General features: G+C 70.3%; 25 protein-coding genes and 1 pseudogene. 13 read left to right on the plus strand and 13 right to left on the minus strand.

Annotated elements, in window-relative coordinates; translation table 11 throughout:
• The first annotated feature begins 299 nt into the window (after positions 1–299).
• The 5 genes from LE548_RS46180 to LE548_RS35460 all read left to right on the plus strand — a co-directional run bounded on the left by LE548_RS46180 (position 300) and on the right by LE548_RS35460 (position 3,115).
• Entirely contained in the window at positions 300–479 is a 180-nt protein-coding gene (locus LE548_RS46180; protein WP_308030976.1) for a hypothetical protein, read from the plus strand.
• 19 nt (positions 480–498) lie between these two features.
• Positions 499–894: a serine/threonine-protein kinase gene (locus tag LE548_RS46185; RefSeq protein WP_308030977.1), complete on the plus strand. Its 396-nt coding sequence runs from the start codon at positions 499–501 to the stop codon at positions 892–894.
• A gap of 15 nt (positions 895–909) precedes the next feature.
• Entirely contained in the window at positions 910–1,275 is a 366-nt protein-coding gene (locus LE548_RS46190; protein WP_308030978.1) for a hypothetical protein, read from the plus strand.
• Between the two features lie 91 nt (positions 1,276–1,366).
• Positions 1,367–2,590 (plus strand): glycoside hydrolase family 3 N-terminal domain-containing protein, encoded by a 1,224-nt coding sequence (locus tag LE548_RS35455; RefSeq protein ID WP_225101136.1) that lies wholly within the window; start codon positions 1,367–1,369, stop codon positions 2,588–2,590.
• Between the two features lie 363 nt (positions 2,591–2,953).
• Positions 2,954–3,115: a hypothetical protein gene (locus LE548_RS35460; RefSeq protein ID WP_225101137.1), complete on the plus strand. Its 162-nt coding sequence runs from the start codon at positions 2,954–2,956 to the stop codon at positions 3,113–3,115.
• Between the two features lie 39 nt (positions 3,116–3,154).
• Here the strand turns inward: LE548_RS35460 and LE548_RS35465 are convergent, their stop codons facing one another.
• Positions 3,155–3,724: a hypothetical protein gene (locus LE548_RS35465; protein ID WP_225101138.1), complete on the minus strand. Its 570-nt coding sequence runs from the start codon at positions 3,722–3,724 to the stop codon at positions 3,155–3,157.
• Between the two features lie 13 nt (positions 3,725–3,737).
• Positions 3,738–4,238 (minus strand): hypothetical protein, encoded by a 501-nt coding sequence (locus tag LE548_RS35470; protein WP_225101139.1) that lies wholly within the window; start codon positions 4,236–4,238, stop codon positions 3,738–3,740.
• A gap of 361 nt (positions 4,239–4,599) precedes the next feature.
• Here LE548_RS35470 and LE548_RS35480 point away from each other — a divergent pair, with 361 nt between their 5' ends.
• Positions 4,600–4,821 carry a hypothetical protein gene (locus tag LE548_RS35480; protein WP_374116217.1) on the plus strand — a complete coding sequence of 74 codons (222 nt, stop codon included), beginning with the start codon at positions 4,600–4,602 and terminating at the stop codon, positions 4,819–4,821.
• Here the strand turns inward: LE548_RS35480 and LE548_RS35485 are convergent.
• The 5 genes from LE548_RS35485 to LE548_RS35505 all read right to left on the minus strand — a co-directional run bounded on the left by LE548_RS35485 (position 4,818) and on the right by LE548_RS35505 (position 10,072).
• The gene (locus LE548_RS35485) at positions 4,818–5,462 is read right to left on the minus strand and encodes a response regulator transcription factor (protein ID WP_225101140.1); all 645 of its coding nucleotides are present in this window, start codon (positions 5,460–5,462) and stop codon (positions 4,818–4,820) included. The genes LE548_RS35480 and LE548_RS35485 overlap by 4 nt on opposite strands.
• A complete protein-coding gene (locus LE548_RS35490) occupies positions 5,459–6,715 on the minus strand; it encodes a sensor histidine kinase (protein WP_308030979.1) in 1,257 nt (418 codons plus the stop codon). Before LE548_RS35490 ends, LE548_RS35485 begins: the two co-directional genes overlap by 4 nt.
• Before the next feature lie 130 nt (positions 6,716–6,845).
• Positions 6,846–7,985, minus strand: coding sequence for an ABC transporter substrate-binding protein (locus LE548_RS35495; protein ID WP_225101141.1), 1,140 nt, complete (start codon positions 7,983–7,985; stop codon positions 6,846–6,848).
• Positions 7,986–8,241: 256 nt separating this feature from the next.
• On the minus strand, positions 8,242–8,883 hold the full coding sequence (locus tag LE548_RS35500) for a histidine phosphatase family protein (RefSeq protein ID WP_225101142.1): 642 nt from the start codon (positions 8,881–8,883) through the stop codon (positions 8,242–8,244).
• Between the two features lie 493 nt (positions 8,884–9,376).
• The gene (locus LE548_RS35505; protein ID WP_225101143.1) at positions 9,377–10,072 is read right to left on the minus strand and encodes a type 1 glutamine amidotransferase domain-containing protein; all 696 of its coding nucleotides are present in this window, start codon (positions 10,070–10,072) and stop codon (positions 9,377–9,379) included.
• A gap of 184 nt (positions 10,073–10,256) precedes the next feature.
• Here LE548_RS35505 and LE548_RS35510 point away from each other — a divergent pair, with 184 nt between their 5' ends.
• Positions 10,257–11,204 carry a LysR family transcriptional regulator gene (locus tag LE548_RS35510; RefSeq protein ID WP_374116216.1) on the plus strand — a complete coding sequence of 316 codons (948 nt, stop codon included), beginning with the start codon at positions 10,257–10,259 and terminating at the stop codon, positions 11,202–11,204.
• Between the two features lie 63 nt (positions 11,205–11,267).
• Here the strand turns inward: LE548_RS35510 and LE548_RS35515 are convergent, their stop codons facing one another.
• Positions 11,268–12,689, minus strand: a complete 1,422-nt coding sequence (locus LE548_RS35515) for a protein kinase (protein ID WP_225101144.1) — start codon at positions 12,687–12,689, stop codon at positions 11,268–11,270.
• Positions 12,690–12,811: 122 nt separating this feature from the next.
• Positions 12,812–13,358, minus strand: a pseudogene (locus LE548_RS35520) (carbohydrate ABC transporter permease); the annotation flags it as partial.
• A gap of 441 nt (positions 13,359–13,799) precedes the next feature.
• Between LE548_RS35520 and LE548_RS35525 the strand changes: the two are divergent.
• From LE548_RS35525 to LE548_RS35535, 3 genes are all read left to right on the plus strand, one after another.
• A complete protein-coding gene (locus tag LE548_RS35525) occupies positions 13,800–14,249 on the plus strand; it encodes a DUF4395 domain-containing protein (protein WP_225101145.1) in 450 nt (149 codons plus the stop codon).
• A 6-nt stretch (positions 14,250–14,255) separates the two neighbouring features.
• Entirely contained in the window at positions 14,256–14,684 is a 429-nt protein-coding gene (locus LE548_RS35530) for a thioredoxin family protein (RefSeq protein WP_225101146.1), read from the plus strand.
• 196 nt (positions 14,685–14,880) lie between these two features.
• On the plus strand, positions 14,881–15,084 hold the full coding sequence (locus LE548_RS35535) for a hypothetical protein (RefSeq protein ID WP_225101147.1): 204 nt from the start codon (positions 14,881–14,883) through the stop codon (positions 15,082–15,084).
• 288 nt (positions 15,085–15,372) lie between these two features.
• Here LE548_RS35535 and LE548_RS35540 read toward each other — a convergent pair whose 3' ends face one another.
• Complete coding sequence (locus LE548_RS35540) at positions 15,373–15,708, minus strand: cupin domain-containing protein (RefSeq protein ID WP_225101148.1); 336 nt, start codon at positions 15,706–15,708, stop codon at positions 15,373–15,375.
• 72 nt (positions 15,709–15,780) lie between these two features.
• Between LE548_RS35540 and LE548_RS35545 the strand changes: the two genes are divergently transcribed.
• Positions 15,781–16,716, plus strand: a complete 936-nt coding sequence (locus LE548_RS35545; protein ID WP_225101149.1) for a GlxA family transcriptional regulator — start codon at positions 15,781–15,783, stop codon at positions 16,714–16,716.
• Positions 16,717–16,953: 237 nt separating this feature from the next.
• Entirely contained in the window at positions 16,954–17,391 is a 438-nt protein-coding gene (locus tag LE548_RS35550) for a serine hydrolase (RefSeq protein WP_225101150.1), read from the plus strand.
• A gap of 404 nt (positions 17,392–17,795) precedes the next feature.
• Here the strand turns inward: LE548_RS35550 and LE548_RS35555 are convergent, their stop codons facing one another.
• Positions 17,796–18,116, minus strand: coding sequence for a transcriptional regulator (locus LE548_RS35555; RefSeq protein ID WP_225101151.1), 321 nt, complete (start codon positions 18,114–18,116; stop codon positions 17,796–17,798).
• A complete protein-coding gene (locus LE548_RS35560; protein ID WP_225101152.1) occupies positions 18,113–18,604 on the minus strand; it encodes a hypothetical protein in 492 nt (163 codons plus the stop codon). The genes LE548_RS35555 and LE548_RS35560 overlap by 4 nt, the downstream gene beginning before the upstream one ends.
• Before the next feature lie 281 nt (positions 18,605–18,885).
• On the opposite strand from LE548_RS35560, the gene LE548_RS35565 reads away from it, so the two are divergent.
• On the plus strand, positions 18,886–19,386 hold the full coding sequence (locus LE548_RS35565; protein WP_225101153.1) for an alpha-hydroxy-acid oxidizing protein: 501 nt from the start codon (positions 18,886–18,888) through the stop codon (positions 19,384–19,386).
• Here the strand turns inward: LE548_RS35565 and LE548_RS35570 are convergent.
• The gene (locus LE548_RS35570; protein WP_225101154.1) at positions 19,326–20,024 is read right to left on the minus strand and encodes an SDR family oxidoreductase; all 699 of its coding nucleotides are present in this window, start codon (positions 20,022–20,024) and stop codon (positions 19,326–19,328) included. The two genes, LE548_RS35565 and LE548_RS35570, sit on opposite strands and share 61 nt — an antisense overlap.
• Positions 20,025–20,365 lie beyond the last annotated feature (341 nt).

Here is a 20,365-nt window from a genome sequence, read left to right on the forward strand (position 1 = left end):
GTTCGGGACGAGATGGCCGACACGTCTGCGCTGCGCGGGCCGCAGGCGCAGTTCATGGACGACGTGTATGTCGCTGTTCAGGTCGGGCGTGTGGACTGGTCGTTGCCGCGCAGTTGTTCTGGCGCGTCGTAACGCGGGTGGTGCCGGGTGGGCCCCGGCTACGATCTCCGCACACGAACGATCAAGGAACTGGGGCATGATCGGGATGGGCGGCGGACGCGGCAGGGGAACGGCTGGGGGCTGAAGACCCCCGGGAGATCGCTGGATACAAGCTGCCGGCGCGCATCGGCGAGGGCGGGATGGGCACCGTCCATCTCTCCCGCACCCGCGGCGGACAGCCCGCCGCGCTGAAGGTGATCCGGCGCGCATACGGCAGCGACCCCGGCTTCCGGCGCCGCTTCGAGCAGGAAGTCAAGGCCGCCCGCCGGGTGCAGCGTTACCAGGTCGTCCCGGTCGTCGACCACGAACATCAGCGGTGAACTGCCCTGGCCGGCATCGGTGTTCATCCCCGGACGGCCCCTCCACGAGGCTCTCGCGGCACACGGCCCGCCGCCGCAGCCCGCCGTCCTTCAGCTCGCCGGCTGCACCGCGAGGGCGCTGACCGCGATCCACTCGGCCGGCATCGTGCACCGCGACCTCAAGCCCAGCAACATCCTGCTGAGCCCCCAGGGGCCGTACGTCATCGACTTCGGCATCGCCCGCGCAGCCGACGCCACCCAACTCACCACATTCGGCGGCGTCATCGGCACCCCGCAGTTCATGTCTCCGGAGCACGCCCTCGGCGAGCCGGTCGGGCCGGCTATGGACGTGTTCTCGCTCGGCCTGTTCGCCGCCGTCTCTGCGAGCGGCCGCCACCCCTACGGCGAAGGCGGCGCCCTCACGCTCGCCGCGTAGATCGCCAACACCGCCATGCGTCCGCCCCGCCTGGACGGCTACGACGACCTGCTCCGCCCGCTCCTCGAACGCTGCCTGGCCGCCGACCCGGACCAGCGCATCGGCACCGAGGAACTGGCCGCGCTCTGCGAACAGACCGCAGGCCGCCGTCTGAACGACTTCACCGGCCGGCGCTGCCCGACCCGCTCGCCGCGGACCTCGTCGCCCCCGAGCAGGCTGTCCTCTCCCTGCCCCCGGAGCCGACCGTCGTCGACGCTGACCCGCTCGGGCGGCACGCACGACACGGCGGGCGACGACAAGCACACGGTGCAGCCCGCCCCCGGCCGCTTCAGCGTGTTTTCGCACGGCGCGCGTAGTCGGGCCGTGCGGCGTAGCGTGTAGGGCGCAGCGGACCGGCCCGCCCCGTGGTGGCCCCATCCGTGGCCGGTTGATCGCGCCGCCCGTCCCATCCCGCGAGACAGGAGCGCCATCCATGACAGCACGCCTTCGCCGACCTGGCAGGGGCCGTTCGGCGGCCCTGCGTGCCGGTGTCCCGCTCGTCACCATGATGCTGGCCGCGGTCGGCTGCAGTGAACCGGCCGCCCAGGCGCACACCGGGCACCCGGCCCGCGCCGCAGCCGACCCCGTCCCGGCCACCTCCGCGCCCACGTGTGCCGACCGGGTCTACTCCGCTATGACCCAGGCCCAGCGCATTGGACAGCTCTTCATGGGCGGGATTTCGGCGGCCCGCCCCAGCACCACCGACCTGCGTACACTCCGCGACAATCACGTGGGCTCCGTCATGCTGACCGGGCGCGGCACCGCAGGCACCGAGGCGACACGCAAGCTGGTCGACGGCTTCCGCGGCCAGGCGGACACGGTCTCCGGCCGGCGAGTGGGCCTGATGGTCGCCACGGACCAGGAGGGCGGCCAGGTACAGGTGCTGAGCGGCCCCGGTTTCTCGCCCATACCAGCCGCGCTGACCCAGGGCACCTGGCCGGCGTCGACGCTGCGCACCCGGGCCGCGGTCTGGGCGGCTCAGTTGAAGGCCGCCGGAGTGGACCTCAACCTGGCCCCGGTCGCGGACGTGGTCCCGGCTGACCTGGGGACACGCAATGGTCCCATCGGGCACCATTACCGCGAGTACGGTCACACCCCCGACGCCGTCGCCGTGCACAGCGAAGCGTTCGCCGCGGGGTTCGCACAAGCCCACGTGAAGACCACGCTCAAGCACTTCCCCGGGCTGGGCCGGGTGATCGGCAACACCGACACCACCGCGAACGTCGTGGACTCCGTGACGACCGCGTCCGATGCGTACCTGACGCCCTTCCGGTCCGGGATCAAGGCCGGCTCGCCGTTCGTGATGGTCTCCCTGGCCACCTACACCAAGATCGACGCACACCACCTGGCGGCCTTCTCGCCGACGGTCATCCGCACGCTGCTGCGCACCCAGCTCGGCTTCAAGGGCGTGGTCATCTCCGACGACCTCGGACAGGCCGTCGCCGTACGGTCCTTCACACCGGCCCAGCGAGCGGTCGACTTCCTCGCGGCGGGCGGCAACCTGATCCTCACTGTGAAACCGTCCACCGTACCGGCGATGGCGCAGGCGGTCAGTGCCCGGATGCAGAAGGACGCCGCGTTCCGCGCCGACGTCGCCGACAGCGTGCACCGGATCCTCGCCGCGAAGGCCGACGCGGGACTGCTCAGCTGCGGCTGAACTGACGCTCCGGGCCGGGCGGGCCTGTCCGACGTGCCCGGTGCGGTGGATGGCTCGGCCTCCTGCCAAGGATGTCCCTGAGGAGAGCGATGCCCGGCAGCGGTCACACCTACCTCTGCGAGTTCGACGCGATGAGTGCCGGCCGCATGTCTCCCGGTTCTACCTGCGCACCGGGCGCCCCTCGACCCGCCGGCGGCACGTCGCCTTCCCGTCGACCCGGTGCGGATCGACGGCGGATGTGGGTACGCACGCGTGGCACCGCGGAGTGCTTGCGATCGACGCCATGCCTCGCACTACGGCCAGGCCTTTCACCGCCACGTCTCGGCGCTCCTGCGGGAGGCGGGCGTCGAGGGTGATCACGACATGCTTGCCCACGCCATGCTCGCCTTCGTGAACCTGGAGACCGTGAACCACCTGCGCGGCCACTCCCAGGTCACCACCGCGCGCCTTCGGAGCACCTGGGCGGACCTGGTACGGCGGGTGACCGGAGCCGATGTGCACGACGGCCGGACAGCCGAACCATGATGGCCCGGCCGCGACAGGCCGCGCCCCGGGACACCGCCGTCACCGCGGGAAGACGCGCACGGCGCTGCTCCCGCCCATGGCCTGCGCCTCTTCGGCATCATGGGCACAGCGGTGCACGACGACGTTGCCCAGATCCCTGGACAGCTGGGTGACGAGGGCGGTCACGCCCTGCTCCCAGTCGGCCGGGGCGGCGGCCGGGGGAACGACGATCAGCTCCAGCACGTCCGCAGGATGTGTCGCCGTCCCCTCGATGACGGCGCCACTCAGCGCGAGATGGTCCGGCGCTGGGCGGAGGTGGGCTCGCGCATGCTCGCGAACCGTGTCGATGACGCGCTCACGCAGGTCGGCCAGTTGACGCAGAGCGGCCCAGGCGACGTGGCCCGCGACGACACGTACGACCTCCCCCCTGCGCCTGGGTGCGACGAGGCCGAGCAGTCCGAGGCGGAAGAGCGCCGCTTCCAGCTGGGCCGGCGCCACCGCGGCTCGCTCGGACAAGTCGGCGAGAGTTAGCGGTTTGTCGGCCTCGGTGGTGTGGTGATCGACGAGGGCGGTCACCAGCCGGCCCGAGGTTCCGGGGAACAGGGCCGACAGCGGGGTCCGGAAGTTCATGGCGATGTCCGGTCTATGGATGCCGCGGTTCGAGGGGCCGGGCATCGGACGGCCGGCCGTCCGTCAGCGCGGTCACGGTTGCGTGGAACTCCTTGAGAACATCGTGGAATCCGGCCCTGCCCCACAGCGACAGCCCCAGAACAGCGACACCCACGGCCGTCATGTGTACAGCCCCCGGCAGGTCCCGGCCCGACAGCGTGCGCATCGCGGCCTCGTCGCCGCGGGCCCAGGCCCGCGTCGCCTCGGCAACGGCGAACTCGTAGTGGGGCGGGGCCGCCGCGGCGACCTCGTCGGCATGCCGGACCAGCTGGGCCACCCCCCACTGCCTGCCGGTCACCTCCATGATGCCGACGGTGGAGCGCAACAGACCGCTCAGGACGGCGTACACCTCCATCCAGCTGCCCGCGTCCAGACCGGCCAGCGCCTCTTCGACCGCGATACCGTCGTGGTCCATGTAGCCCCGGACCACGTCGAGTGCGCGGTCGGGAGGGGTCTTGTGCGCTGCGTCGCTCATGCGGCTCACACTAGGGTCGCCCCGACGTGTGCGAATCGGTCTCTGGGCTCAGCCGGCCTCGGAAGATGGAACTAGGACGACGGCACGGAAGAGGGTGATCACCGCAGTGACGGTGCGGGACGTGGGCAGGACCACCGACCACACGATCCGCCGGTCACCAGCCCCGTCCGTGCGCGCGGCGCCGATGAGTTCCGCCTGGTGGGACCAGGATGATCCACAGGGGGACGAGGACGGCGGCGACGACCAGGGTGCGCGCGGCGCCTTTGCCCATGGCCCCGGCGGCTGACGGCTGCTCGTCCGAGACCGGCCGCCTGCCGCTGCGGCGCTGCGCTGTGCACAGCTGGCCCGGCTGCACGCCCCGATCGGTCTCGACCTCGGCGCCCGCACGCCCGAGAAGACGGCCGTCGCCATCACCGCGGAGATCGTCGCCGCCGGCAACCGGCGAACCGGCCTCCCCTTGTCCGGCCTGGCCGCCCGATCCACCGGGACCGAATCCTCGTGCGGGGCACGGCTCACTGAGTCGCCGCCCAACGGGCACCCGGCCGACGAGTTCCTGCCCGGCCTGCCGAGGAGTCGAATCTAGGTCAGTTCCAGCAGGCCGCGACGCACCGCCTCGGACACCGCGGCCGCCCTGTTGTCCACGCCGAGCTTTCTGTAGATCCGGACCAGGTGTGTCTTGATCGTCGCTTCGCTCAGATACAGCGACTGCGCGATGGAGCGGTTGCTGAGTCCGTCGGCCATCAACCGGACCACTTCTGCCTCACGTTGCGTCAAGTCCCGTACGGATTCGGGAACTTGGCCGAAAAGGTGGCCTACCAGTTCAGGGGCCAGGCCCATGCCGCCCTCGGCGGCGCTGCGCACGGCGCGGAAGAGTTCCTCGGGCGGGCCCGCCTTGAGCACGTAGCCACGGGCGCCTGCCTCCAACGCCCGCACCACATCGGCGCGTCCGGAATAGCTGGTGAGCATCACCACGGGCAGTCCCGGAGCTTCGGAGGTCAGGCGACGTACGGCCGCCACCCCGTCGATACTCCCGTTCCCGGCGAACCGCAGGTCCATCAGCACGACATCCGGCGCCAGCTCGATCGCGAGGCGCACGGCCTCTTCCCCGCTGTCCGCCTCCGCGATGACGTCGAGGTCCGCCGCGCCCTCCAGCAGAGCCCGCAACCCGGCCCGTACGACCGCGTGGTCATCGGCGAGCAGCAGGCGCAGCGCAGCAGCCGTCATCGGGTCGCCGCCGAGGTCACGGACACCAGCGCACCGGCCCGACAGCGGACCGGCAGGGTGGCCCGGACCCGCGTGCCCCGACCGGGCAGGCTGTCGACGACCAGCTCACCGCCGCCCTCGTGCAGCCGTGCCCGGGTCGAGGGAAGGCCGAGCCCCCGGCCCGACCGGGATGCCTCACCGGTGCCGGCCGGGTCGAAGCCGACACCGTCGTCGCACACGTCCAGCTCGATGCGGTCCGGGTGACGGTGCAGCGTCACCGACAGGTTGGTGGCCCCGGCATGTTCGCGAACGTTCGCCACCATGCTCTGCGCCACACGGAACAGAATGGTCTCGGCATGTCCGTCCGGATCGGGGCGATGGGTACCGGTCGAGCGGAACTGTACGCGCTGCACGGCCCCTTCCAGCTGGGCGCGGGCGCACAGCAACCGCAGGGAGTCCTCCAGCCCGGCTTCGGCGACCGCGACCGGGGTGAGGTCCCGGATGATCCGCCGGGTCTCCGCGAGTCCCGAGTCGAGGCCGTCGACGACCGCACGGACCCGGGTCCGCGCCACATCGGGCCGCTCGGCCCAGTCCCGCTCGGCCGCCTGCAGCAGCATCAGGCTGCCGGACAGTTCCTGGGCGAGCGTGTCGTGCAGGTCCCGGGCGATGCGCGCACGTTCCTCCAGTACGCCGGTCCGGTGCCGCTCGTCCGCCAGCACATCCCGTGTGCTGCGCAACTCCTCGACCAGTCGCTGCCGTTCGGCGAGGCTCCGCTGCTGCGACCGGTACAGGGCTACGGTGCCCCAGACCGCCGCCACCGGGACGAGCACCATCTCCGCGTCGAACCCACCCGTGCTGCGGGTCAGTTGGCCGACCAGGAGGAACGTGATGGCGAGCACCGCGACAGCAGCGGCCCGGGCATCCAGTGAACGCAGAGCCACGCACGCCAGCGGTACGGCACACCAGAGATAGGCACTGGTCAAAGGGGGCGGGGTGAGGAGGACGAGGATCGTCCACAACAGCAGCAGAGCCGTGACCCAGGTACGCCGGGCGAGGTGGCCGAGCCTGCTCCCGAACGCCAGTCCTCCGGCGTATGTCATCGCGAGCGTCCCGCTGACCATCACGATGTGCCAGCACAGGGCGAGGTTCAACTGGCTGAGGCGGACCATTGCGGCGCAGACGACGAGGAAGAACACGAGGTGCGGCAGGTCGCTCGCGGTGAACCGGCGAGGGCGGCCCGGCATGAGTGCGCGGGCGGGGCCGGGGTCGGACACGGCAAACCCCCTGGACGAATGATCCATCGGGACAGGGGGACCGAGTCTATCCGTCGCTTGTATGACCGATGTGAAAAGCGGGGCTGCCGGCTGAACGGCGAGGAGCACAGACCGGCAGCCCGCTCGGCGGTCATGCCCCGGGGTGCAGCCCGAGCCAGCCGGGTGTGGGATCGCCCTTCACCTCACCGAAGTACAGGGCGAAGGTCTGCTTCCAGCGCTCCACCTCGGCGCGGTCGGCCATGAAGCGGGGGAAGCCGTCCACGTGGGCATTGGGGTACTCCCACAGGGGCTTGAGGCCGGCCGGGGGAGTGACGTCGGTGCGCACCGACCAGCCGTTGAAGGAGTTCTTCTGCCGCTCGGTGGACAGCTGCCAGTTGAGGAACAGCTTGGCGGCTGCCGGGTTCTTGGCCCGGTCGAGGATGGCCATGCGCTGGCCCCAGCCCATGAAGGGGTGTCCGTCGGTGATGACGAACCGCGCGGGCGATGCCGCAGCCGGGACCGCCGAGCCCGCGGTGCCGATGCCGATCGCCTTCTGCCCGGCGAAGACGGCGTCGCCGGGGGAGTTGCTGCCGCGTGCGAACCGCACGTCCTGGGCGGCGAGCCTGGCCACCCACTCCCAGCCGTACTGCCGGGCATAGAGCGTGTAGAGGTAGAGGACCGCGTCGTCGTCGTGCGGATACGACGAGGCGATCTTTCCCTTCCACTTCGGGTCGACCAGGTCGTACGCGTTGCGCGGTGCCTCCGGGCCCACGGCCGCCGTGCCGTACAGGAAGCTGAAGGCGATCGCTCCGGTGGCCACCCATGCGCCCTGCGGGTCCTTGAATGCGTCGTAGACCTTGGAGAAACCGGCGGGTTTGTAGTGCAGCAGCCGGCCCTGCTGCTTCCAGCGGACGAAGTCCTGCAGGGTCTGCAGTTGTACGAGGTCGGGGACGAGGGTGCCGGTGGCGAACTGGTTGTCGACGCGGACGTCGTGATACTTGCTGTAGTCGACGATGAGCGTCAGATCGATGCCCGGGAAGCGGGCCTTGAACGCGGCCTTCGTACCGTCCTGCTGGGTAGGGGTGTCGCCGCCGGCGTACACGACGAGCTTTCCGCCCTCCGCGAGAGCGGCCCGGTACAGCTCGTCGAGCGTCCGGGTCTCCTCGGGAGCGGCCGAGTGCCGGGACGCGGCGGCCGAGGCAGGGACCGCCGAGGCACCGAACGCACCGGCGCCGAGGGCGGCGCCGGCACCGGCGGCAAGGAGGTGTCGTCTGCTGGGAAGGCTGGGCATGCGAGGGGAGACCTCTCTGATGGGGATGGCGGACAAGGCCCCGGCGCCCTGGGCCGTCGTCATATTGCCGCTGCCCGGCCCGGCTTCGCGTCGTCCCGTCGGAGAGGCAAGACCGGCGGTCGATGGAAGCCGCGTCCAACCGTTCGGTTGAATGGCCCCGGCCGGTCCGGAGCGGCCGGCACCGGCAGATCGGGCAGCAAGGAGCTCCGGCCCTGGTGCAGGAGCGAGGGGGACGGGCAGAGGGGGCGAGTAGAGGTCAGCCGGCCGCGGCGGAGTCGAGATGGCGGGTGTCACCGAGGCTGACGACTTGGCGGTTGTGGAAGAAGTCGTCCTCGCACAGCGTGGTGATGCTGCCGGAGGGCGCCCGGAAACTGGCGTAACCGACCGCCTCGATCGGCATCCTGATCCAGGACGCCACGACGAATGTCAAGGAGCCGCCGTGCGTCACGATGATCTGGTGTACGCACGGATGCTGCAGGATCTCGTCCAGGGCTGCGTAGATGCGCCGCACCCACACAGCCTTGGTCTCGGCGCCCTCCACACCTTCGTCGTGTTCCAGCCGCTCCCCGACAGCCGGCGGCGGGACGAACCGCTGGTCCAGCCACTCCTGCGGCCTTCCCTCCGCCGCTCCGTAGGACTTCTCCCGCAGCCTGCGATCCAGGACCGGCTGCACGCCGAACAGCTCAGCAACCTCCATGGCCGTTCGCCGGGTGCGCCGCAGATCCGAGGAGAACAGCTCCACTTCGGCGCCGTCCGGCACCTGGGTCCGCAGTGCCTGGGCAATGGAGGCTGCCGCACGGATGCCGGCAGGCGTCAGCTCTGCATCGTGCCATCCGCCGACGACCCCGTCGACGTGGTGCGTCGCCTGTGGATGGGTGACGACGTAAAGAGTGCGCATGGATTGCGTGCTCCTGCCTGTAAGTGGCCTCCGGCTTGATTGAGTCCGCAACTATGGAGGAGACGACTCGGCAACACGATCAAACGGGCCGGCTTTGCCTGTCCCCCGACGCTTCATCGTGGCCGAGGCCGTGACGGACACGCTGAGGCATGCCCAGGCCTCACTGTCAGTGGCTTTCTCCAGAGCAACCGCCCGCTCGCCGAACTGCTCCCCTGGGTGATCCAACGGCTGGACCATCCGCTCACCGTGGAAGACCTTTGCTCAACACCCTTCGGGCCGTCATCCCGCAGCCGGCCGACCACCATCAGTCGTAGAAAACGCGGATCACCTGAGATGAATGGATGGGGCTGTCACACCGGCGCCTCCCGCTCACGGCGAGCGGGAGGCGGAGACTGATCCCTGGTCGTGGGCCGGGCATCCCGTCCATTGGGCGCTCTCACCCGACCTCTCCCACACGCTGTAGGTGGCCTGGTGGCTGCCGGCCTCGGCCGGTTCAGCCCAGCTTCTTCAGCAGCTCGGCGGCGAGCGGGCCGGAGGAGGCGGGGTTCTGCCCGGTGACCAGGTTGCGGTCGATGACCACGTGCGGCGCCCACGGCTCGCCGACCTGGACGTCGACGCCGGCCTCTTCGAGCCGCGTCTGGAGCAGCCACTTGGCCTTGTCGGCGAAGCCGGCCTGGGTTTCCTCGGCGTTGGTGAACGCGGCGACCTGGTACCCGGCGAAGGCATTGGATCCGTCGGCCTTGGTCGCCGCCAGGAGCGCGGCCGGGGCGTGGCAGACGACACCCAGCGGCTTGCCGGAGGCGAGGGTGTCGGTGAGAATCTTGCCCGAGGTGGCGTTGACGGCGAGGTCCTCCATCGGGCCATGGCCGCCGGGGTAGAAGACGGCCTCGTAGTCGTCGAGGTTCACGTCCTCCAGCCGGATCGGGGTCTGGATCTCCGCCATGGACGCAAGGGCAGCGGCGATCTTGTCGGAGCCCTCCTGGCCGCCGTTGACCTCGGGGGCGAGGCTGCCCTTGTCGACGGTGGGGACGACGCCGCCCGGGGTGGCGACGACGATCTCGTGGCCGGCGGCCTTGAACGCCTCGTACGGGGCCACGGCTTCCTCGGCCCAGAAGCCGGTGGGGTGCTTGGTGCCGTCGGCCAGCGTCCAGTGGTCGACGCCGGTCATCACGAAAAGGATCTTCGACATGGTGCATCCTTCGGGGGAGAGAGCCTTACTTCGCCGCCTCACCGAGGCTCTGGGCACAGATCGTCAGCGTGGCGACGCTCTTGAACGTAGGACGCCGGATCATTTGTTTCCAATGAAGACGCCTATGGCTGCCATTGGAACCTCTATGGGTGAGGATGCCATGGAGAATCGTTAGATTCTCCATGTGAGCGATAGGAACTCTCCTGGCAAGAGCCCGGCTCCGCGCCCGGCCGCTGCCCCGCACCAACCCGATCTGAACCTGCTGCGCACGTTCCTCGCCGTGTACAGGTCGGGCTCGTTCACCGGCGCCGCTCAGCTGCTGGGGCTGTCGCAGCCCACGGTGACGACGCAGATGCGCACCTTGGAGCGGCAGACGGGGCGGGAGTTGTTCGAGCGGCTGCCGCGCGGGGTCGCGCCGACGGTGGTGGCGGACGAACTCGCGGCACGGGTCGCCCCGGGGCTCGACATGCTCGCCGCGGTGACCGGTCCGGACGCGGCGGCGGGCCGGACGCCGGATCCGGTGCACATCGCGGGTCCCGCCGAGTTCCTGTGCACCGTCGTACTGCCGGCGCTGGCACCGCTGGTGGCCGACGGACTGCGGCTGCGGGTGGCGACCGGGCTGGCCGATGCGCTGCTCGGCGAACTGCGGGCCGGCCGCCACGACCTGGTGATCTCCACGATCCGGCCCCGGGGCCGTACGCTGTCCGCGGTCCCGCTGGCGGACGAGGAGTTCGTCCTGGTGGCGGCGCCCTCGTGGGCCGACCGGCTGAAGGAACCGCTCGCCGTCGAGGGCCCCTCGGTCCTGCATCCGGTTCCGCTGATCACGTACGCGGAGGACCTCCCCATCGCCCGCCGTTACTGGCGGCACGTCTTCGGCCGCAGGCTCTCCTGCCCCGCCGCCGTCACGGTGCCGGACCTGCGTGGCGTGAAGGCCGCGGTCGTGGCCGGCGCGGGCTTCACCGTGCTGCCCCGCTATCTGTGCACCGAGGAACTGGCCTCGGGCACCCTCGTACCGTTGTATGAACCCGACGACCCGCCGATCAACACCGGGTATCTTGTGCAGCGGCCGGGCGTCCCCGATAACCCGGACGTGAACCGGGTCCGCGACCACTTGCTGCGCACGGCCCGTTAGAGATCGTCCTGCCGCACGCCTCCGATGTCGTCATGGCGGCGCCATGCCGGCGGATGACCCCCTTCAGCGCTGTCCTGTGCCGGTCCGGCGCCGCACGAGTGCGACGGTCTCCCACGACACGGTGGCAACGGCCACCAGCGACAGCAAAAGGTAGAAGACGAAGAGCTTGTGCAGGTCGTCGAGGAAGTACCAGATCGACGCGGTGGCAGTGAACCAGAAGGCGACCAGTGAGCCGACACCCCGCTGCCGGCTGCGCACCGCGCTGACGATGCAGCAGCCGGCGGCGAGTGCGAGCAGGGCGGCGATGCCGACGTACGAGCTGCCCCACCCTATGTCGGCGCGCCGCAGTTCGGAGTTGACCGCAACGGCCTCGGCCACCGGCCCCCAGCCCACCGCGCACGACAGGCGTGTCGACCACGGCAGCGCCACCACGCCCAACACGCCGGCCGCGATGGCGACCCGGCCGAAGTGAGCGGTGTCCACCAGTTGGCCGTGTGCGCACAGCAGCGACAGCAGGCATCCGAGCAGAGCCAGAGTGCTGTCGGCGGAAGGGCGGAGCGAGATACGGAACGTGTCCCGGAGGGCGGTTCGATCGCCGGATCGCGTCGCCCGAGGCCCGGGCGTGGTGGCCTGGGCTGTCGGCATGGCGGCCTGTGTCAGGGCGTCGGTGAGGGCTGCGCGCATCTGCCCGGCATCGGCGAACCGCTCCTCCGGGTCCTTGCCCAGGGCGCGCAGGATCACCGCCTCCACCGCCGGTGGTATCTGCGGTCTCAGCCGGGAGACGGGCTCGGGTTCGGCGAACAGATGCTGATGCATGACGGCGAAGGGCGATTCGCCACGGAACGGGGGCCGCCCGGTCAGCAGTTCGTGCAGCAGACACCCCATCGCGTACAGATCGGCCCGATGGTCGATCTCCGCCCCGTTGATCTGCTCAGGGGAAAGGTAGGCCGGAGTGCCGATCGCCGCACCGCTACCGGTGATGCGGGTGGCGGTCTCGGCGAACGCCTTGGCGATGCCGAAGTCGAGGACCTTCACGGTGTCGGGTCCGGTGAGCATGATGTTCGAGGGCTTGATGTCCCTGTGCACGATGCCGCGTTCGTGGCTGTGCTGCAGTGCGTCCAGTACCGCGCAGGCCGCGTTGATCGCCTCGGCGACGGGGAGCGGGCCGCCGCGCAGCGCCTCGGCGAGGGTGGCACCCTGCACGTACTCCATGACCAGATAGGGCTGCGGGCCGTCCGGGTGCGGCTCCTCGCCGACGTCGTGGATGGTGGCCACTGCTGGATGGTTCAGCGCGGCGGCCGCGTGAGCCTCACGCCGGAAGCGGGCTCGCGACTGCGGGTCGTGGGCCAGCTGCGAGGAGAGCAGCTTGACTGCGACGGTGCGGCGCAGTTGCCGGTCGACCCCCCGATGGACCGTTCCCATGCCGCCCTGCCCGAGCTTCTCGACCAGCTCGTACCGGCCGCTGAGGACCATATCCCGCCCCACTGAACGCCTCCTGTGAATCAGAACCCCGGCGCAGCTTACGTCGCGACCTGGACGGGCCGATCGCCGCATTCGTCGAACTCTCCGTCATCCTGGAGAAGGACCTCGACATCGAGATCAGCGACGAGGAACACCGGCGCGGTGGGCGCCTGTGTCGCGGTGAGGTTGACGGCGAACATGAACTCGTTCCAGCTGAAGACGAAGCAGATCAGCGCGGTGGCGGCGAGGCCGGGCATGGCGACCGGTGCGACGATGCGCAGCAGGACGGTGGGCAGTCCGGCGCCGTCGACTTCGGCGGCTTCCAGGATCTCCTTGGGTACCTCGGCGAGGAACGAGCGCATCATCCACACTGCGATCGGGAGGTTCATGGCGGTGTAGAGGACGATCAGTGTCCATACGTTGAGAAGAACATCACGTCGGTCCATTTCTGGACCGGTTCGATGGACAGTGCGTAGGCGGCCGGCACCGCCAGGGCGAGCATCAGCAGTGTCGAAATGACGCTGGCCATGGCCGAGTTGAGCAGGTACGGGGTGACGTCCCGGCTGAAGAGCAGCTTGTACTGGTCGAGGGTGAGCGGCGCCGGCAGGCTGGGCGGGTTGGTGGCCGCGTCGGCCTCCGGGGGGAGGTGAGGACCGTCCATGCCACCGGTGCGAAGAACGCCAGTGTAGCGAGCCGGCTTCAGCTCGGTCAGGGTGTGGTTCAGCGTGCGCCGGACGCGGCGATCTCCATGGGCGGGCGAAGCGTCCGCCCGGCCGGCTCCACCCGCTTCCGGTACCCGTCTTGCCCCGTACTGGCGGACGCCCCAGCTGATCGTTTCCACAATGAGGCTCGGGGTGCCGGCCCACACCGCCGGCGGGTACGGCTCTGGGTCGTCCGCGTGCCGTTGTGCGGCGGCGTTGGGAAGGTCGGCCGCAACGCCTGGGCGGGCCCGCGTGTCCGGCAGATGAGCAGTGATTGACCGTGGCGTGGGTGGCTGCTGCAATGGCCGCATGTTCTCCGCAACGATCCTGGTGATCAGGGCGCACATCGACTTCGGTCGGGTGTGGTCCGCGGCGTGTTGCTGACCGCGCGCCCGCTTCGCCAGGATCCGTTCGTATCGTCCCGGAGTTCGCCATGCCCGACCCCACCCCCGGTGTGCCCGTCCGCGTCGACCCGCGTGGGCCGCGCTTTGCCGCCATCCTCACGACCCTTGTCCTGCTTCTGGTCCTGGTCACCGGCAGTGGCGTGCTGCTCGCGGCGCAGGCCGTCGTCTTCGCCCTTGGCGCGGTTGTCGGACTGCGCTGGTCCCCGTACGGCTGGCTCTACCGGCGGTTGGTGCGTCCCCGCCTCGGGCCGCCGCAAGAACTTGAGGACGAGCGGCCTCCGCGGTTCGCGCAGGCGGTCGGCCTGGGCTTCGCGGTCGTCGGGGCGGCGGGTTACCTGTCCGGTGCCACCTGGCTCGGCATCGCCGCGAGTGCGGCGGCGCTCGCAGCGGCCTTTCTGAACGCGGCCTTCGGCTACTGCCTGGGCTGCGAGCTCTACCTGCTCGCGGTCCGCAGCCGGGCCCGGCTGAGCCAGGGGTGAGGGGCCGTGAGCGATCCGACCGCGCTGATCGTGGCCGCCGTCGTGCTGGTGGCCGCGACTGTCTTCGGGCTGGTCCGCCGCCGTCGCGACGGCAGGCTGCGCGACGGCGGCCGGGGCGACGCACTGCGGTTGTCCTCCGTTGAGCTGGGTGCGGCACTCGGCGAGCGGGCGACGCTGGTGCAGTTCTCGACAGCCCTGTGCTCGACCTGCCCCGGCACCCGGCGACTGCTGGCCGGCGTGGCCGCCCAGACGCTCGGCGTGCGTCATGTGGAGATCGACGCCGAGGCGCGGCTCGACCTGGTCCGCCGCTTTGAGGTGATGCGTACGCCGACGGTGCTCGTACTCGACCGCGCCGGTCGGGTCGTGCGGCGCGCCTCCGGGGCGCCGACGCGGGCCGACGTGGTGTCGGCGGTGGAGTTGGCCACGGCGGACTGAAGGACCATCTCGTTTTCCGGGCTCCGCAGATGCGATGCGGCCTTGAGCGCCGCGGAAGGGCCGGGGCCTGCTTGGCCGAGGTCGGCCTGCACGGATCTCTCTGGGGGTTGCCCGACCGCTGGCCGCGGAGCGTCTCGGAAGCCGACACACGGTGGCCCGGGGCCGTTCCTGGGCGTCGCTGGTCGATCGCCGCCATGTGCTGCTACAAGCCGGCGGGACGTTCCGGCTGATCTACTGGCCGCGCCGCCACCGTAAGCACAAGGGCAAGAGACGCGACACCTTCGCTTGGAGCGCCTACCGCGACCTGGTCGTCCGCACCCTCAACACCCACCGCGCCGCCGGGATGCGTGACTACGCGGCCGCACACGACTGGCTGACCACCATCCAACTGCCTTCATAGGTACCGGACTCATACTCACACGGCTGCCGGCAACAACCCGAAGAGAATCACCAGGTCCTGGATCGTCTTCGGCAGCGACGGCTCCTTGATGAGCGTCCTGATCGCCGAGGCGAAGTACTTCAGGGACTTGGCGACGATGGGGCTGTTGCAGAGGTGCAGACTCGGGACCGCCCCGGCACCTGCCGAGTCCCTCGTGGGCGCGCTGCGGCCGGGGCGCGGTTCCCGAACTGCCAGGAGGAGCCGGTCCGCGGGACAGGCCTCAGCCCTCCGGGTGGAACGGGACAGGCCTCAGCCTTCCGGGTAGAAGAGGAACAGCGTGCAGCCGGTGGCGGTTGAGGGCACATGCCACGAGCCGGCCGGGGCGTGCAAGAACGTGCCGGCAGGGTAGTCGCGTGCTCCGTCGTTGAAGGTGCCGGCAACCACATAGACCTCCTCCGGGCCGGGCTCGTGGACGTCGCGGCGTGGCCAGGAGGTGCCCGCCTCCATCTCCAGCACGTTGGCGTGCGCGCCGTCCGGTCCCCGCCACAGGGGACGCAGCCGGATCCCGGGGAACAACTCACGGACCGGGGATTCGTCGACAGAGACGGAGGTGTAGCCCTCCTGCGCAAGGATCTCGGGGTGCATGCCTGCAACGGTGCCGTGCGCGGGCCGCCCCCGGACAGAGCCTGCGATGACATCGTGGGGTACTTTCGTGCCATGCATCGCGTGGTTGCCCTGGTGCGGCCGGTGCAGTCGACGTTCGAACTCGGCTGCGCCGTCGAGGTCTTCGCCACGCAGCGGCCAGGGTTGCCGCAGCACTACGCATTCGAGACGTGCACCGAGAGGCCCGGGCCGGTGCCGACCACGGGCGGGTACGCGATGACCGTGTCGCAGGGCCTATCGGCGCTCGACGCCGCAGACACGGTGATCATCCCGGGCTGGCTGCCGGTGGAGGAGCCGCTCTCCGATCCCGTGCGCCGGGCGCTGCTGCGGGCGCACGCGCGTGGGGCGCGGCTGGTCACCATCTGCTCCGGGGTGTTCGCGCTGGCCCGCACCGGACTGCTGGACGGCCGCTCGGCCACCACGCACTGGGCGCGCGCCGAGCAGCTGCGGCGTGAGTTCCCCCGGGTGCGCGTGGAGCCGGACCGGCTGTTCGTGGATCACGGTGACGTCGCCACCAGCGCCGGCGCGGGCGCGGGGTTCGACCTGTGCTTGCACCTGGTCCGGCACGACCATGGGGCCGCGTACGCCTCCCTGCTCGCGCGGCACCTGGTGCTGCCGCCGCTTCGCGAGAGCGGCCAGGCGCAGTCCGCGCCGCCTCCACCGCCCGGGGACACGCTCAACGGCCTGCTCAGGTGGGCCGACGAGCGCTTCGGGACACCGTTGTCGGTGGACGACCTGGCCGCGTACCTCGGCGTCTCGCCTCGCACCCTGGCCCGACGCTTCGCCGACCAGCTCGGCGCGAGCCCGGGTGCGTGGTTGCTCTCCCGGCGGGTGGCCGCGGCACGGACCCTGCTGGAGGAGACGGATCTGCCGGTCGAGGCGATCGCGACCCGCGTCGGCCTCTCCTCTGCGGTCAACCTGCGCCGCCGCTTCCGCGCCCAGACAGGCACGACCCCGGGCGCCTACCGGCGAGCGTTCCGGGTCCCGTGATTCGCCGGGCCGGCCCTACATCAGGCTGACGCCGAGCGTGGGGCGTCCTGGCTTTGTTCACGGGTAGCGGGTTCCGGCACAGATCTTGGGGAGCCGTCGCGGAGGGCCACTGAAGCAGGATCATCTTGCGGATCCGCGGCGGGGATGCGGGGCGAGGTTCGCCGTTGGCGAATCATCCTCGGGGCCGCGCGTCGGGCGGGTCATCGTGGCTGAACGATCGAGGGCAGGTTGGAGCAGATGTTCGCCGAGGCCGGATGCAAGGGCAGTGTGGCTGTTCTGGACATCGACGGTCAGGGTCGGGTGATGTTCAGAGATACCGAATTGGTGGTTGCCGCGTCCACATGCAAGATCGTGGTGGCGTTGGAGCTGTTCTGTCAGGCTGCCGAGGGGAGCCTGGATCCGGCGGAGCGTGTTCGGCTCTCGCCGGCGCAGGCCACGCCTGGCGGTCAGGGGTTTTGCATCGTCGAGGACGAGGCCGAGGTCTCCTTGCGTGATATTGCCCGGATGATGCTCACCATCAGTGACAACACCGCAACCGAGGTGTTGATCCGCCGGGTGTCGCTGTCGCGCGTCCATGCCCGCTCGGCCGGCTTGGGTCTGGACCGGATCCGGTTGGTGGGCACGATTCGGCAGGAATTCGATGCCATTGGCCGCGATGCGGATCGCGTCCCATGAAATGGGGTAGCCGGGCAGGGTCCCGGAACGCGCGGGTGTCTGCCCGGGGCGTGCATCCGCCGGCGGTGCATGCTCCCTGGACAAGGGCAGGCCATCGCGCAAGTCTCCCTGGCGAAGTGGACTGGGCAGAGGATCATCACGATGTCGCCTTTGTCGACGCTGGTGGAAACCAGCTCGCCAAGCAGCAAGCGGACAAGAGTCTGGATTTCCCCGATCTGCTGTGCCTGATCAGCGACCGGTCGACCGCCTTCCGCGCCGCGGTGGCCTCCGTGCCCAGCATTGAGAGACCTCAAGGCCGCCCGCCTGCAACGGGTTCACGCGGCGGACGGCCTCCGGGCTCGACGCAGAAGCGTCTACGTCGGCACGGTCGCTCCGCCGCGGTCCTCATCTGGCTCCGGTCGTGATCAGAGAGCCGGATCCGACGGCCCCACTATCGCCCGCAGTGCCGCAAGGTGCCCCTGATATGCGTCCCGGCCTTGCCGGGTCAGCCGGAGCCACACCCGCTGCCGGGTGTCGCGGACGGCCTTGCGCTGCTCGACGTAGCCGGCGCCCATCAGCACGGTGACGTGCTTGCTGAGCACGGAAGCGGAGAGGTCGAGTTGCTTTTGGACCAGTCCGAACTCCGCCTCGCCCGCAGCGTCCAGGAGGGCGCAGATGCGTAGCCGGTTCGGGGCGTGGATGGTGGTGTCGAAACCCTCCAGCCGGTCGTGGATCTCGGCGCTCACGGGGTCTTCCGGTGCAGGCGGGCGAAGGCAACGTGGAAGCCGACGGACACGGCGGCACCGATCAGCGATGCCGCGATCAGCCACACCGGCCGTCCCGTGACGCGGAAGGCGAGCGCTGCCCCCACCAGCAGCACGGGCAGGCCGACCGCGAGCGGCACGGTCGCCCGCTTCGGCAGCACGTCGAACCGTAGCGCCACCCCGGTCTTGTTGCGCCACGCCCTCGCCGCGACGGCGAAGAGCGCCGCGTACACCGCGGTACTCGTCAGCAGGATGGCTATCCATGCGGGGCGCGGCAGCAGCCAGTCCGAGTCTGCCATGACGCCTCCGCAGGTGATCGGGAGCGCGGCGGTGTAGAGCGTGACCGTGACGAAGAACCAGTTCGGCCACGGTGTGGCCGACACTGCCGCAGTTGAGGCCCGGATGTGCGCGGTGTCGGCCAGGGCGGCATGGGCCTGCTCCGGCGTCAGCTGTACCCCGTGAGTTTCCATGTCGGAAAGAGTAGTGGCTAGTTTCCATTATGGAAAGAGGCAAGCTTCCGGTACGGCAATTGAGCGACTCGGCCGCTTCGGTTCTGTCTCTCCGATCGTGATCGGATCGCGTCCCATGAAGTGGGGTAGCCGGGCAGGGTCCCGGAACGCGCGGGTGTCTGCCCGGGGCGTGCATCCGCCGGCGGTGCATGCTCCCTGGACAAGGGCAGGCCATCGCGCAAGTCTCCCTGGCGAACGGGAAATTCGACTCTGGCGCTGATCTTGTGACGCGGTAGGTGTCAGTGGATATCGCCGCCGTGGCCACCGGCCCGCTGTGGATGCAGTTGTATTGGCTCAAGCGCCGTGACCTGATCCGCCGGGCCGAGGCCGCCGGTTTCCGCGCTGGTCCTCACCGTCGACGCGCCCAGGGTGGCGTTCCGTTCGCGGGGCGCCGCCAACGGATTCGCAGTGCGCCGGGCATCCGGGCGGTCAACGTGGCGCACGACGTGATGGCCGCCCCCCACGCAACCGGGGCGGGGAGCCGGGACGGGGAGCCGGCCATCGCCCGGCAGACCAAGGAGCAGTTCGACGCCTCGATCACCCGGGAGGATCTCGCCGGGCTGCGCAAAGTGACCTCCCTGCCCCTGGCATTTGAGGGCGTGCTCACCGGCCTTCGGCCCGCACCGCGTGGTGTGCGGCGGGGCCGAAAGCGCCTTGTCGTACGGTCGTTGGGAGCGCGGCGTCAGCCGACCTGTCCGGTCGGCCGCATGGTGATGTGGTTGATGTCCACGCCCGCGGGCTGATCGACGGCGAAGACGATCGTGTCCGCCACCTGCTCGGCGGTCATCACCGGCGCCGCCTCGGGGGTGCCGCCGCGCTCGTCCCAGAACGGGGTGTCCACCACCCCGGGAGCGACGACCGTCACGCCGACCCCGTCCATGCCGACGAGCAGCCGGGTGTTCTCGGCCAGTGCGTGCGCGGCCCACTTGGTGACCGAGTACAGGTTGCCAGGCGTGTTGCGCACCCCGGCGACCGAACCGATGATCACGATCCGGCCTTTGGACTCCCGCAGGTGTGGCAGGGTCTCCCGCACCAGCAGGGCCGGGCCCAGGACGTTGGTGAGGACCATGGCGCGCATGTCCTCGGGGGCGTGGCTCTCCAGGTTGCCGGGCAGTGAGAAACCGGCATTGGCGATGACGTTGTCCAGTCGGCCCCACGCCTCCACCACGTGGCGCACGGCGGAGGCGACGTCGTGCGCGTCGCTGGTGTCGCCGGTGATCGTCAGCAGCCGCTCGCCCGCTGCGGCCGAAGCAGCGAAAGCGGCCAGCTTGTCCGCGTCACGTCCGGTGACGGCCACGCGGTGGCCCTGCTTGAGCAGGGCGCGGGCGGTGGCGGCGCCGATTCCGGTCGAGCCACCGGTGATCAGCGTGACGGGTTCCATGGGACGGCCTCCTCAGCGATGTGGTCATCGGGGCTCCGCCAGGGCCCCGGATGCCGATGAACACGAGGTGGCGCGTGAGGTCGACCGACTCCAGGTCGCCGGTCCCCCGAAATGCCTGCACTATACCCAGCGATCTTCCCGCTGAGCCTGTACGCCATCGTTGACCGGCCATGATGCCGCATGGGGCCGAACCCGCGCTGCCCGGCCCTTTGTTGGGATCTGCGCGGCGCGCAGGTCCCAGGCTGCGCTCACGCTGTCGGTGTCAGTGACGGCTGTGATCATGGCTCGCGTGTTCTTCGCGGAGTTTCGAGACGTTGTTCCCTCATCTGGCCCGTGTCGTG

Source organism: Streptomyces sp. CoH27 (assembly GCF_020181035.1).
In the GTDB taxonomy this organism is placed as follows: domain Bacteria; phylum Actinomycetota; class Actinomycetes; order Streptomycetales; family Streptomycetaceae; genus Streptomyces; species Streptomyces camelliae.